This window comes from Agromyces humi (assembly GCF_009720255.1).
GTDB lineage: Bacteria > Actinomycetota > Actinomycetes > Actinomycetales > Microbacteriaceae > Agromyces > Agromyces humi.
In genome coordinates, this window is sequence record NZ_WJSP02000071.1 from 1 (window position 1) to 13,176 (window position 13,176).

Sequence of the window (13,176 nt, forward strand, 5' to 3'; positions counted from 1 at the left end):
GGGAGCCGTCACCCCGGGCGAGGCCGGGGCGGGCGCCGGGGCGGGCTGCGCCTCGACCGATCGCACGGCGCGGGCACGCGTCTCGTCGGCGCCGTCCTCGACGGGCGCCTGTCGCTCGGATGAGAGGTTGGGGACCTCGATGGTCGTGGCCGCGTAGCCGAGCTCGAGCTCGACGCGCTGGAGCGCGCGGGCGAACTCCACTGCACTGGGGTAGCGGTCCTCGCGGCGCGTCGCCATGCCCTTCGCGAGCACGGACGCCAGGCTGCGCGGCACGTCGTCACGGCCGATCGGCGTGATCGCGCCCCGCTCGATGCGCCCGATGAGGTCGAGCGACCCGTTCGGCCGACCCGGGATCTCGAACGGCGTGCGTCCGGCGAGGAGCGAGTGCACGGTGGCGGCGAGCGAGAAGACGTCGCTGCGCTGATCGGGCTTGGGGTCGTCCTCGAACATCTCGGGCGGCGACCACGGCACGCTCATGCCGACCGCGGACTGGCCCGACGACGTCGACGACGCGTCGACGGGCGACGTCATCGTGTGCACCGGCAGCTCGCCCTCGAGGTTCGACGAGATGCCGAAGTCGGTCAGCGCGGGCCATCCGTAGTCGTTCGTCAGCACGTTGGCCGGCTTGATATCGCGGTGCAGGATGCCGGCGGCGTGCGCGGTGGCGACGGCGCCGGCGAGGCGGATGCCGGTGCGCAGCGCATCCTCGACGGCGAACCGCTCGCGCTTGTAGCGCTCGGCCAGGCTCGGACCCGAGCAGTACTCCATGACGAAGTAGGGGCGGCCGTCGGCGGAGACGTCCGCGTGGAAGATCGTCACGATGAACGGATGCGCCGACAGCTGGGCCATGAGGTTGGCCTCGGCGACGAACTGGGCGCGCGTGTCACGGCCGAGCTCCTCGGTGAGGAGCACCTTCACCGCGACCTTGCGCCGCGGCAGGCGCTGCTCGTAGAGGAACACGTCGGCGAACCCGCCCGAGCCGAGCAGCTGCAGCGCCGTGTAACCGGGCAGGTCGGGCGGCGTGGACGGGGCGCGACGCATCACTCGCCCACGACCTGGATGGTCCATCCGCCGCCGAGGTCCATCACCGTACCGGTGAGGACCGGCGTCGGCTCCCCGGCCCGCAACTTGACCGGGGGCTTGCCGGGCGCGACGACATGCGTGCCGTTGCGCGAGTGCAGGTCGGTCACCACGACCGTGTCGCCCTCGACCGCGACACGCAGGTGGTTGCGTGAGATGTCGGGGTCGCCGGCCCCGATCGTGATGAGGCGCGGGATGCTGCCCCCAGACTCCACGGCCTGGCTCCACCGATCCGCCTGACCGTCGAGGCCGCGGCCCGCACCATGCCGTGGCGATTCCTCACCACATCCGCACCACACAGCACCGAAAGGACTGGACAATGAAGTCACCGAGAACAGTCGCGATCGCCGGCCTCGCCGCGTTCGCGATGGTGGGCGCCCTCGCCGCCTGCAGCGCGGGGGGCGGAAGCGACAGCGGCAAGACCGAGCTGCGCGTCGCGACCTTCCCGCCCGGCGCCGACGAGGCGGCCTACACCGCGTTCGCCGAGCAGGAGAAGCAGTTCGAGAAGGCGCACCCCGAGATCGACATCATCGGGGTCGAGTACGAGTGGGAGGGCCCGACCTTCGCGGTGCAGCTCGCCGGCGGCAGCCTGCCCGACGTCTTCACCGTGCCGTTCACCGACTCGAAGACGCTGCTCGAGAACGGCCAGCTGATGGACGTGACCGACGAGGTCGCCGAGCTCGGCTACACCGACAAGTTCAACCCGATCCTCCTCGACGCCGTGAAGGACGGCGACCGCATCTACGGGTTCCCGCGCCAGGCGTACGCGATGGGCCTGCACTACAACCGGACGCTGTTCGAGGAGGCCGGGCTCGACCCCGACAACCCCCCGGCGACGTGGGACGAGATCCGCGAGGCCGCGAAGACCATCTCCGAGAAGACGGGGAAGGCGGGCTTCATGGAGATGACGCAGAACAACACGGGCGGCTGGCAGCTCGTCGCCGCGACCGCCGCCCGAGGCGGCAGCATCCAGGAGGACCACGGCGACGGCACGTACACCTCGACGATCGCCAACGACGCGACGAAGGCGCATCTGCAGTACCTGCACGACCTGCGCTGGGAGGACAACTCGCTCGGGTCGAACTTCCTGCTCGACTGGGGCACCATCAACCAGGAGTTCGCCGCGGGCAACATCGGCATGTACTCCTCGGGCTCCGACGTCTACACGGCGCTCGTGCGCGACTTCTCGCTGGACCCCGACGACTACGGCCTCACCGTCGTGCCCGTCGAGGACGGCGGCGGCACGCTCGGCGGCGGCGACATCGCGGTCGTCAGCCCGACGGCCGACGACGAGACCAAGGCCGCGGCAGTGACGTGGATCGACTGGTTCTACATGCAGAAGCTGCTCGACGAGGACGCCGCAGTGCTCGACGCGAAGACCCTGGCCGAGAGCGACCAGGCCGTCGGCACGCCCGTGCTGCCGGTGCTCGACCGCGAGACCTACGAGGAGTCCCTCACCTGGATCGAGCCGTACATCAACGTGCCGCGCGACCAGATGACGCCGTTCATCGAGGGCGTCTGGGACCAGACCCCCATGGGTGAGCCGAAGGGCAAGACCCAGGAGATCTACGCGCTGCTCGACACCGTGGTGCAGGCCGTGCTCACCGAGGAGAACGCCGACATCGACGCCCTCCTCGAGCAGGCCGACGCCGACGCCCAGGCCCTGCTCGACGAGTAGGAGCCGAGTGGATGCCGCGAGCCGGGCCTCCTCCCCGGAGGCGGCTCGCGGCATCCGCCACCAGCCCGACCCCGCCGCCCCACCGGCGCCCACGAAGGATCACCGATGACCCTCACCGCCAAGCCGCCCGCCGCACCGCCCGCGGGTGGTGACGACGTGCCGCCAGCGGCATCCGCCCCACCGCGACGACGCCGCGGCATCCGCACCTGGGTGCGCGGCGGCGGGCTGTCGACGCTCGCCTTCCTCGCCCCCATGCTCATCGTCTTCACGGTGTTCAGCTGGTCGCCGATCGTGCAGTCGATGGTCATGAGCCTGCAGGAGACGAACCTGCTCGACCCTCCGACGTGGGTGGGGCTCGACAACTTCGCGCACGTGCTGAACGACCCGCTGCTCGGCACCGCCGTGGTCAACACGCTGTACTTCGCACTGCTCGCGCTGCTGTTCGGGTTTCCGCTGCCCATCCTCGTGGCGGTGCTGATGAGCGAGGTGCGCCGCGCGAAGGGCTTCTACTCGGCGCTCGCCTACCTGCCCGTGGTGGTGCCGCCCGTCGTGGCCGTGCTGCTCTGGAAGGTGTTCTACGACGCGAGCCCGACCGGCCTGTTCAACACGATCCTGAGCTGGGTCGGCATCCCGCCGCAGCCGTGGCTGCAGTCGTCGGCCACCGCGATGCCGTCGCTCGTGCTCGAGGCCACCTGGGCCGCGGCCGGTGGCGCGATCATCATCTACCTCGCCGCGCTGCTCAGCGTGCCGCCCGAGCTCTACGACGCCGCCGAGGTCGACGGCGCCACCATCTGGCAGAAGGTGTGGAACGTCACGCTGCCGCAGCTGCGCGGCATCCTCTTCATCATGCTCATCCTGCAGGTCATCGCGACGGCGCAGGTGTTCCTCGAGCCGTACCTGTTCACGGGCGGCGGGCCGAACAACGCGACGGTCACGATCCTGCTCCTCATCTACCGCTACGCCTTCCAGAACAGCCTCGGCGGCGACTACGGCGAGGCCACCGCGCTGAGCGTCATGCTCGCGATCGTGCTCGCCCTGCTCAGCTGGCTGTACTTCAAGCTCACCGAACGTTGGAGCACCTCATGACGACGACCCCGCCCCCGGTCTTCGAGGAGGTCGACGCCCCGCACGCGGCGACCGGCCTGCGCGGGGTCATCGGCCGCCGCCGGGCCGACCGCCGCAGCGACGATCGGGGCGACCGGGGCATCGTCTCGGGCTTCGACCGCAAGAAGGGCGGCGTCAGGCTCGGGATGGGCGGCGTGCACCTCTTCCTCTTCGTGGGGCTGGTCGTGGCCGGCCTCGGCCCGCTGCTGTGGCTCGCGAAGTCGGCGGTGACGCCCACGCAGGACACGCTGCGCCAGCCGCTCGCGCTCTGGCCGAACGGCATCGACTGGGCGAACATCCCGCAGGCGTGGAACGACGTGCACATCGACCAGTACTTCTGGAACACGATCGTGATCGCGGGGGGCTCCTGGTTCTTCCAGCTGCTGATCGCGACGACCGCCGGCTACGCCCTGTCGGTGCTGCGCCCGAAGTACGGCCCGATCCTGAACGGCGCGATCCTCGCGACGATGTTCATCCCAGCGGTGGTGCTGCTCGTGCCGCTGTACCTCACGATCGTGAACCCCCCGCTGCTCGGGGATGTGTCGCTGCTCAACAACTACCTGGCGGTGTGGCTGCCGGCGGCGGCGAACGCCTTCAACATCCTGCTCGTGAAGCGCTTCTTCGACGCGCTGCCGCGGGAGGTGTTCGAGGCGGCGAAGACCGATGGCGCGGGGCCGTTCCGGCTGTTCTGGTCGGTGGTGCTCCCGATGTCGAAGCCGATCCTCGGGGTCGTGTCGGTGTTCGCGATCATCGCCGCGTGGAAGGACTTCCTCTGGCCGATGCTCGTGCTGCCCGACCCGGCGGTGCAGCCGCTGTCGGTGCGCCTCCCGGCGGTGCAGCAGTCGATCGAGCTCGACGTGTTCCTCGCGGCGCTCGCGATATCGACGCTCATCCCCGTCGTGATGTTCCTCCTGTTCCAGGGAGTGTTCCTGCGCTCCGCCGGGCTCGGGGGCGCGGTCAAGGGGTGACGGATGCCGCGGCGCGAGCCCGCGGCATCCGTCGCCGTCGGCGTAGGCTGGCGCCCGTGGAGCATCCGCGCGTCGTCGACCCGGCGCATCCGCTCATCGAACGGGTGCGCCGCATCTGCATCGCGCTGCCCGAGGCCGTCGAGGTCGAGGCGTGGGGCCGGCCCACGTTCCGGGCGGCGAAGCCGATCTTCGTGCACGTCGCCGCGACTCCAGACAACCCCTTCTCGATCATCGTGAAGACCGACCCCGAGGAGCACCTCGCTCTCATGCAGGACGGTCGGTTCTTCGGGGCGCCCTACTACGACCGCTCGCGCTGGCTCGCCGTGGCGCTCGACGCGCCCGACACCGACTGGGACCTGCCCACCGAGGTCATCGAGACGTCGTACCGGCAGGTCGCGAACCGCCGTCAGCTCGCCGCCCTCGACGCCCTGCGACCCGACCACGCGGACGGCTCGACCGAGTCGTGACACCCGCTTTGGGGGGTATTCGAACGATTCAAGACTGGTGACAGGAGGACGTCGAGCGGCCAGCGTTGGAGATGGCCCGACGGCCGTCGGGCCCACCCAACCCGAATCGGAAGGACACCATGTTCTCCAGGACACTGACCAATGTGGGAGCGGGCGTCGCGCTCGCCGCCGCGCTGGCGCTCGGCACCGGTGCCGCCGCCTACGCGCACGAGTGCTACAACCCGAGCCGCTCCGACCAGGGCGACGCGAAGGCGGGCGCCAACTCGCAGGCCTGGTTCACGCTCGTCGTCGCCGACGCGATCCAGGGCGACGCCGACGCCGGCTTCATCACGCAGGAGCAGGCCGACTGCATCAAGACGGCGTACGCCGGAAGCGGCGCGCCCGCCTCGTTCACCGTGATGGTGAAGGGCGCCGTCGGCCAGGGTGGCGTGATCGCGGCGCACAACCCGAACCTCGTGCACTCCACGGACGGCAAGGGCATCGATCACGCGTTCGCCGCGTACGGCGAGCAGATCTTCGGGAGCTACGCCGCCTGCGGCGTCGAGTTCTGAGGCGTCCGGCGTACGCTCGGGGGCCCTCGGCTCGACGATGAGCCGGGGGGCCCCGATACGCTGCCACTCCCTCGCAGCGACCGCCGGCGCCCCCGCCGGATTGGCGCGATCGCGGCACGTGGGTTAGAGTTACGTGGTTGCCTGATCGCGCGGAAGCGAGGGTGACATCCAACGCGCCCGTAGCTCAACGGATAGAGCATCTGACTACGGATCAGAAGGTTGGGGGTTCGAATCCCTCCGGGCGCACACTGGTTGAGACAGTGGAGAAGCGGTTCGCGAAAGCGGGCCGCTTCTGTCGTTTCCGGCCCGATTCGCCGCGCCTCCGCGAACACGCGAGGCTTTGACCCCCGGTCGGGGGGTATTTCCGAATGGTTTCCGATGTGATGCTGAGAATCCGCCGAACATCGGCGCGTGCGGCCCGACGCAGTCATGCTCGATGCTTTGCGTCCCGGCTATGCTCGGCTCAGATCTGATTCCGGTGGTGGAAGTCGGGATATGCGGGGTGCGCGAAACGGGGGGACCGTGGTTCCGTCGAATCGGGAGGGACGCCACGACGTCGGGCGAGGCGCCAGCCTCATGCGACGGGGGTACGCGCTGCTCATCGGCGCGGCGATCACCCTGGTGGTCTTCCACGAGCTGACCTCGCTCTTCACGAACGGTCATGCGCACGACGGCAGCCTCGCCCTGGCCCCCGAGCTGCACGGCGCCAACCTCGTCTGGGCGGCGCCGGCGATCGCGGCCGGCATCGGCGTCGGGGTGTCGCTCCTCGTCGCGTCCGCGTCGGAGGCGGGCATCGTCATGCTCGAGCGGTTCGGCCTGCCGGGGCTCGGCGCCGACGCCCGCGCCCGGGCCAACGGGCTCGCTTGGGGGGCCATCGCGATGCTCGGCGTGCACTTCACCGGTGCGGCGTTCGCCGTGGTCCCGGGTGGGCACACCGTGGCCGCGCTCGTCCTGGGCGTGGTGCTCTGCCTCGGCACGGCACGGTTGCACCGCCTCGCGATCGAGCATGAGGCCTATCGCACGTTCAACCTCATCGCCATGCTCCTGGCGGCCGGAAGCCTCGCGAGCATGAGCCTGACCCCCACCGGCGCGTGGTGGACCCACAACTTCAGCACGCTCGGCACGTCGGACGACATGGCCGCCGCCTGCTTCAACATCGCGATCGTTGCGTCGGGTGCTGGGATGGCGGCGATGTCCGGGGCGTTGACCCACGCCGTCGCCGACGTGCGCTTCGGCGTGCGGCGCGGGGGCCTCACGACGATGCGCGTCCTCATCGTGCTCATCGGAGTCAGTCTCATGGGCGTCGGCCTCTTCCCGATCGACGGCGACAGCACCGTGCACAATGCCGCCGCGCTCGGAGCGGCGGTCTCGTTCGCCGTGCTGGCGATGGGCGTGCAGCTCTGGGCGCGGCGGCTGCCGCTCACGCTCGTGGTCGCCTCCTACGCATCGATCGCCATCGAGGTCGCGGCAATGGTCGCCTATGAGGGCCTGGGCGTGTTCAACCTCACGGTGTTCGAGATCGTCGCCTTCACGCTCGTCTTCGCCTGGCTCATCGCGCTCGTCGCCATCACGCACGCGAGTCCCGGGCCGACGGATGCCGCGGCTGGCCCGCATCTCGCCGTGCGGCGTCCGGGCGGCTCGCACATGCCCGCGCACGGCGGACGCGGCGGACGCCGCCGGATCGCGACCCTCGCGCATCCGGCCGCCGCCTCGGGTCCCGCGTCGCGGCATGTTCGGAGACCCGCTGCCCGCCCGGCTCCCCGGCGACCCGAGCGACACGACCGGCCGCAGGTGCCCGCCGGTGTGCCGTCGCCCGACCTCGCCGGCGTGCCGTCGCCCGCCCGCGCAGGAATGCGCCGGGGCGCCGAGCGCGTTGTGATGAGCGGGCGAGTCGCACGGGGCATCCGGCGATGGCCCGGTCTCGCGATGGAGGAACTCATGCACGACACCGTCAGGATCGAACGCAACGATGCGGCGGAGCGCTACGAGCTCACCCTGGACGGCGAGCCCGTGGGCTTCGCGCAGTACCGCGCGACCCCGGGCCGCATCGTCTTCACGCACACGGTCGTCGAACCCGAGCACGAGGGAGAGGGCCTCGGCAGCCGCCTCGCGAAGTTCGTGCTCGACGATGCGATCGCGCGCGGCGACCGCATCGTGCCGCGGTGCCCGTTCATCGCGGCCTACCTGCGCGAACACCCCGGGTACGAGGCATCCGTCGACTGGCCCGCGTGACCGGCGATCGGATCGTGCCCGGCCACCCGGGCGCTCCGGCGTTTTGACCCTCATTCGGGGCGCTGTGCGAAGCCGCTGCCGCGGTTAGATTCGAGGAAGCCCGAGTCGGCCCGATACCCGACAGTTCCGTCATGCCATGACGACCTGCGACCGTCGACAGATGTTTGCTCGGGATCCTGCTCGCCGAGCTCAGTTCGGGTCGCTCGGTGGGAGAGGTCTCCCCCGGAGACCGCGGTGGGATGGGAGGTAGGGTTCCCATCCCACCGTCCCGGCGGAGCCGGAGTGCGCGGCCCTCGTCCACGGAACCGCTATCGTGCGGCCTCCAGTGCGCCGCGGACGGTGTCGAGCAGTTCGTGCCAGGAGACGATGAACTTCTCGACGCCTTCGCGTTCGAGGACGGCGGTGACGTCGTCGTAGTCGACGCCGACCCGGGCGAGCGCGTCGAGCACGGCGCCGGCGTCGGCGTACGCGCCGGTCACGGTGTCGCCGACGATCTCGCCGTGGTCGAAGGTGGCCTCGAGGGTCTTCTCGGGCATGGTGTTCACCACGCCGGGTGCGACGAGCTCGGTGACGTAGAGGGTGTCGGGCAGCGCGGGGTCCTTCACGCCGGTCGATGCCCAGAGCGGCCGCTGCCGGTTCGCGCCGGCCTGCAGCAGGGCGGTGGCGCGGTCGCCGCCGAACACGTCCTCGTAGAGCTGGTAGGCGAGGCGGGCGTTCGCGATGCCGGCCTTGCTCTTCAGCGCGAGGGCCTCGTCGGTGCCGACCTCGGCGAGGCGTTTGTCGATCTCGGTGTCCACGCGGGACACGAAGAACGACGCGACCGAGTGGATCGTGGACAGGTCGATGCCCGCGGCCTTGGCCTGCTCCAGGCCGGTCAGGTACGCGTCGATGACCTGCCGGTACCGGTCCAGGCTGAAGATCAGCGTGACGTTCACGCTGATGCCCGCGCCGATCGCCGCGGTGATCGCACCCAGCCCCTCGACCGTCGCCGGGATCTTGATCATCACGTTCGGCCGGTCCACCTTCTCCCACAACGCATGCGCCTCGGCGACCGTTGCATCCGTGTCGTGCGCCACCCCGGGCTGGACTTCGATCGACACGCGGCCGTCGTAGCCGTCCGTGCGGTCGTACACCGCTCGCAGGTGATCCGCGGCCTCGCGCACGTCGTGCGTCGTGATCTCGAAGATCGCGTGCTCGACGTCCGCCCCCTCGGCGGAGAGGGCGTCGATCGCGTCGGTGTACGACTCGCCGTCCGCGAACGCGGCGGCGAAGATGGTCGGGTTCGTCGTGACGCCGACGACATCGCGTTCGCCGATGAGTCGTTCGAGCTCACCGGTGGTGATCCGCTTCCTCGACAGGTCGTCGAGCCAGATGCTGACCCCGGCTCGTGACAACGCGGCGGTGGGGGTGTTCGTGCTCATGGGAGTAGTCTCCGCCCATTTCGGTCGGGCGGCGAGGGCACCGCCTACCACGAACCGATGGGACGGGCAAGGGTGGTGCGGTCTCGAACGGACGCACGGAGCGCGCCATACCATCAGGCATGGTGTCTTCGCGATCGCCGCAGCCCGATGCGGCGAAGGCCGAAACCGATCGCGTCGAGTCGGCGAGGATCTTCGTCGTCGACTCGGCCATCGATGACACCGCCGTCGACGGCCTCCATGAGGTCCCGCGTCTGGTCGCGAAGGCGAAGCGGCATCATGGATTCGTCTGGCTGCACCTCGTCGATCCCGAAGAGCAGACCGTCGATCGGGCACGCGAGACGCTCGGCATCCATCCCATCGCGGCCGCCGACGTCGTCTCGGGCCGGCAGCAGCCGAAGGTGCAGAAGTTCGCCGAGCACCTCTTCATCCTGTTGTGGAGCATCCTCCCGCGCGGCGACTCCGGCGACCTCGTCCTCGGTCAGACGTACCTGTACATCGGCGACGGCTGGCTGCTGACGGTGCAGCGAGGCGAGGGCGGTGAACTGACCGACCTGCCCCGACTGTTGAACGACGCGCCGGAGAACCTTCGGAACGCGGCGATGCCTGCGGCCTACACGATCATGGCCGAGGTCGTCGACGGGTACGCCAAGGCGGCCGCCGACGTCGAGTCGGACCTCGAGTCGCTCGAGGAGCAGGTGTTCAGCGAGGGCACCACCGAGGACCATCGTCGCATCTACGAGATCCGCAAGGACATCGGGCGGATCGACCGTGCGGTCTCGAGCATCGCGGCGGCGCTCCGCGAGAGCACCCAGCATCTCGAGGCGTTGACCGTCGGCAACGACCAGATCGTCCCGTACCTCCACGACCTCCTCGACGACGCGGCGGGCACGGCGGCGTTGATCAACAACCAGAGCCGAGCGCTCGATGCCATCCTTTCCAGTCACGAGAACAACGTGGCCGCCCGCCAGAACAAGGACATGCGCACCATCTCCGCGTTCGCGGCGCTACTGGCCCTGCCGACACTCATCGCCGGGCTGTACGGCATGAACTTCAAGAACCTGCCATTCGTGCAGTGGCAGTTCGGATGGCTCGCCGTCGCCGCCGCGATCGTCGTCGTCGTCGTCGACGTCGTGATCTACCTCATGTTCAAGCGACGGCACTGGCTCTGACGGCACCGGCTGTGACGGTTCACATCATCAGCGGGTCGGCCGCCTGCGCGACCGTGTGATCGAGTCCTGATCCGGGCATGATGGTCGCGACCGACGCGGCGAAGGCACGCACCTCGCCGCGACGGATGGCGAGCCCGTAGGAGGAGAGCACTTCGCGGACGGCGCGAGCGTCGAGTGCGGTGGTCAACGTCCAGACGATCGCACGTTCGATGTCCTCGGCGTCGGCAGGTTCGGGCAGGTTGCCGAGCAGGACGGACTCGTCTTCGATCTCGATGCCGAGCCGGACCTGAACCTCGTGGGTGAGATGGTTCATGGCTCGAACCTCGCACATCGGGGCCCGGGCGTCGATGGGGTTGCGGTCGCGGCGATGGCGTCGTACGACCGGCGGCGCCGGCCGCCCTCAGGTCGCGGTCGGTTCGCCCAGCAGCTCGTCGAGGTGCGCGAGCAGGTCGGCGGGGTCGTCGTACACCGCCCGCGCTCCCGCATCACGCAGCTCTCCATCGGAGATGCCGCCCGAACGCAGGCCGTACGCGGTGACGCCGGCGCGCCGCGCGGCGATCATGTCCCAGGTGGAGTCGCCGACGAAGAGGGCCTCAGACGGATCCGCTCCCGCACGCTCGAGCGCCACCTCGATGACGCCAGGCTCCGGCTTCGCCGTCTCGACGTCGTCGGCCGAGGTCGTCGCGTGGATCGAGGCATCCGCGTCGATCGCCTCGAGCAGGAGCCGCAGCTCGTCGTCTGGAGCCGACGTCGCGAGCACGACCCGGATGCCGCGCCCGTCGAGTGTCTCGAGCAGCTCCGGGACCCGGTCGAACCTCCGGAGCCGCGGCGCCAGTTCGCCGTAGTACTCGGAGTGCCGGCGCTTCACCTCGTCGACCCACGCGGGCTCGCGGTCACCGGCGAGCGCCTGGACGAGCAGCGCCGAGTCCTGTCCGATCGCACGGTGGATGCGCCAGCTGTCGACCTCGACGCCGCATCGCGTGAATGCACGCTGCCACGCGTCGACGTGCAGCAGGTTCGAGTCGACGAGCGTGCCGTCGACGTCGAAGAGGACGGTGCGCGTGGCGGCGGATTCCATCGCTCCGGTCTACACCCCGCAGCGGTGCCGCGGCCACGGGTTGACGGGCGAGCTCAGCCGTCGGATGCCGCGTCGGCGTCGAGTTGGGAGGCCGGGCGTTCTCCGACCGACTCGCGGAGCCGGTCGCACAACGTGATGAGCTCGCGGAGATCTGCTTCGTCGAGGGCGGAGCCGACGTGGCGGTCGATGGTGTCCATGTGCCGGAACGCGACGCGGCGGAAGAGCGCGAAGCCCTCATCGGTGATGCCCACGATGGTGCCGCGGCCGTCGGCGGGGTCGTGCATCTTCGTCACGAGCCCGCGTGAGGCGAGGCGGTCGACCAGCCGGCTCACGCTCGGCTGGGTGATGAGCACCGAGCGGTTCAGGTCCTTCAACCGCAGGCGGCGGCCCGGTGCCCGGGTGATGTTGAAGAGCACGTCGTACTCGTTGAGCGAGATGACGTCGCTCGGGAACTCCGCGGCGAGCGCCCGCATGATCGTGACCTGCGCGCGGAAGAGCGACTCCCATGCGGCCACCGTGATCGCGCGTTCCGCCAACTTGGGCTCCCCTCGACGTGTCGACGCCGGGCCGCTCGACCCGGGCTCATCCAAGGATAGGGAAACCGCGGCGGGAACGGGTGAGGGCCGGTCGTAGAGGCTGACGACCGACCCTCGCCCTTGCACCAAGAGTGTCCTGCAATCACATTCCGCATCCACCGCCACAGCAAACAGTGGGTGCGTAATGAATATATAACGGATCGATAACGGGCGCTAGTTATCGTTCTGTGATTTTTCGGAATTCAGTACAGGTCGGGCGACGGCGTCGAGGCCTGGCGGATCGAGACGTCGGCGTGGCGGTCGAATCGGTAGCCGACGCCGCGCACCGTGCGCACGATGTCCTGGTAGTGCGCGAGCTTCGAGCGCAGCCGACGCACGTGCACGTCGATGGTGCGCTCGCTCGGTGCCTCGTCGTCGGCGTCCCACAGGCTGTCGATGAGCTCGTGGCGGTCGATCGTGCGGCCCTCGCGGAGCACGAGGTACTGCAGCAGCTCGAACTCCTTGTAGGTGAGGCCGGCGGCCTCGCCGTCGAGCAGCACGCGCTTGCGGGAGATGTCGATGATGACGCCGTTCGGGTGGCGGTCGGCGTCGTCGCGCGTGCCCTGCCCCTCGCGCTGCTTGGCGAGCGCGGCCGGGTCCTGGAGGGCGAGCCGCACGACGTCGACGTCCCGTCCGCCCGACCCCTCGGGGGCCAGTGCGACCGCCGCGTAGGTCTCGGCCGACGGAGCGACCTCGGCCGTGAGGGTGCGAAGCGCCTCGACGATGCGGTGCAGGGTCGTGCCGTCGGCGATGGCCTTGGCCTCGTCGATTCCGACGTAGAGCACGAAGCCTCGGGCCTCGGTGCCCTCGGGCACGGCGCGGACGCGGGGAGCGGCGGCGCGGGCGGCGGAAT

14 protein-coding genes and 1 tRNA gene are annotated in these 13,176 nt (G+C 69.9%); 8 read left to right on the forward strand and 7 right to left on the reverse strand.

Annotated elements, in window-relative coordinates; translation table 11 throughout:
* Positions 1 to 1,041, reverse strand: a 1,041-nt coding sequence (locus GH736_RS08585; RefSeq protein ID WP_159602132.1) for a serine/threonine-protein kinase, incomplete at its 3' end; no start/stop codon positions are given.
* Entirely contained in the window at positions 1,041 to 1,295 is a 255-nt protein-coding gene (locus GH736_RS08590) for an FHA domain-containing protein (RefSeq protein WP_235933908.1), read from the reverse strand. The genes GH736_RS08585 and GH736_RS08590, both read right to left, overlap by 1 nt.
* A 104-nt stretch (positions 1,296 to 1,399) precedes the next feature.
* On the opposite strand from GH736_RS08590, the gene GH736_RS08595 reads away from it, so the two are divergent.
* The 7 genes from GH736_RS08595 to GH736_RS25590 all read left to right on the forward strand — a co-directional run bounded on the left by GH736_RS08595 (position 1,400) and on the right by GH736_RS25590 (position 8,080).
* Positions 1,400 to 2,758, forward strand: a complete 1,359-nt coding sequence (locus tag GH736_RS08595) for an ABC transporter substrate-binding protein (protein WP_159602134.1) — start codon at positions 1,400 to 1,402, stop codon at positions 2,756 to 2,758.
* Between the two features lie 105 nt (positions 2,759 to 2,863).
* Positions 2,864 to 3,844, forward strand: coding sequence for a carbohydrate ABC transporter permease (locus tag GH736_RS08600; RefSeq protein WP_203230691.1), 981 nt, complete (start codon positions 2,864 to 2,866; stop codon positions 3,842 to 3,844).
* Complete coding sequence (locus tag GH736_RS08605; protein WP_159602136.1) at positions 3,841 to 4,830, forward strand: carbohydrate ABC transporter permease; 990 nt, start codon at positions 3,841 to 3,843, stop codon at positions 4,828 to 4,830. The genes GH736_RS08600 and GH736_RS08605 overlap by 4 nt, the downstream gene beginning before the upstream one ends.
* A 56-nt stretch (positions 4,831 to 4,886) precedes the next feature.
* Complete coding sequence (locus tag GH736_RS08610) at positions 4,887 to 5,297, forward strand: MmcQ/YjbR family DNA-binding protein (protein ID WP_159602138.1); 411 nt, start codon at positions 4,887 to 4,889, stop codon at positions 5,295 to 5,297.
* Between the two features lie 119 nt (positions 5,298 to 5,416).
* Positions 5,417 to 5,848 (forward strand): hypothetical protein, encoded by a 432-nt coding sequence (locus GH736_RS08615; RefSeq protein WP_159602140.1) that lies wholly within the window; start codon positions 5,417 to 5,419, stop codon positions 5,846 to 5,848.
* 173 nt (positions 5,849 to 6,021) lie between these two features.
* Positions 6,022 to 6,094, forward strand: a tRNA-Arg gene (locus GH736_RS08620).
* A 330-nt stretch (positions 6,095 to 6,424) separates the two neighbouring features.
* A complete protein-coding gene (locus tag GH736_RS25590) occupies positions 6,425 to 8,080 on the forward strand; it encodes a GNAT family N-acetyltransferase (RefSeq protein WP_328596807.1) in 1,656 nt (551 codons plus the stop codon).
* 308 nt (positions 8,081 to 8,388) lie between these two features.
* Here GH736_RS25590 and tal read toward each other — a convergent pair whose 3' ends face one another.
* The gene (gene tal, locus GH736_RS08630) at positions 8,389 to 9,501 is read right to left on the reverse strand and encodes a transaldolase (RefSeq protein WP_159602142.1); all 1,113 of its coding nucleotides are present in this window, start codon (positions 9,499 to 9,501) and stop codon (positions 8,389 to 8,391) included.
* Positions 9,502 to 9,620: 119 nt separating this feature from the next.
* On the opposite strand from tal, the gene GH736_RS08635 reads away from it, so the two are divergent.
* Complete coding sequence (locus GH736_RS08635; RefSeq protein WP_159602144.1) at positions 9,621 to 10,670, forward strand: CorA family divalent cation transporter; 1,050 nt, start codon at positions 9,621 to 9,623, stop codon at positions 10,668 to 10,670.
* 19 nt (positions 10,671 to 10,689) lie between these two features.
* On the opposite strand, the gene GH736_RS08640 is transcribed toward GH736_RS08635, so the two are convergent.
* The 4 genes from GH736_RS08640 to GH736_RS08655 all read right to left on the reverse strand — a co-directional run.
* Entirely contained in the window at positions 10,690 to 10,983 is a 294-nt protein-coding gene (locus GH736_RS08640) for a hypothetical protein (RefSeq protein ID WP_159602146.1), read from the reverse strand.
* 87 nt (positions 10,984 to 11,070) lie between these two features.
* Positions 11,071 to 11,748: an HAD family hydrolase gene (locus GH736_RS08645; RefSeq protein WP_159602148.1), complete on the reverse strand. Its 678-nt coding sequence runs from the start codon at positions 11,746 to 11,748 to the stop codon at positions 11,071 to 11,073.
* A gap of 53 nt (positions 11,749 to 11,801) precedes the next feature.
* Positions 11,802 to 12,284: a MarR family winged helix-turn-helix transcriptional regulator gene (locus GH736_RS08650; protein WP_328596808.1), complete on the reverse strand. Its 483-nt coding sequence runs from the start codon at positions 12,282 to 12,284 to the stop codon at positions 11,802 to 11,804.
* Positions 12,285 to 12,526: 242 nt separating this feature from the next.
* Positions 12,527 to 13,176, reverse strand: a 650-nt coding sequence (locus GH736_RS08655; RefSeq protein WP_159602150.1) for a winged helix-turn-helix domain-containing protein, incomplete at its 5' end; no start/stop codon positions are given.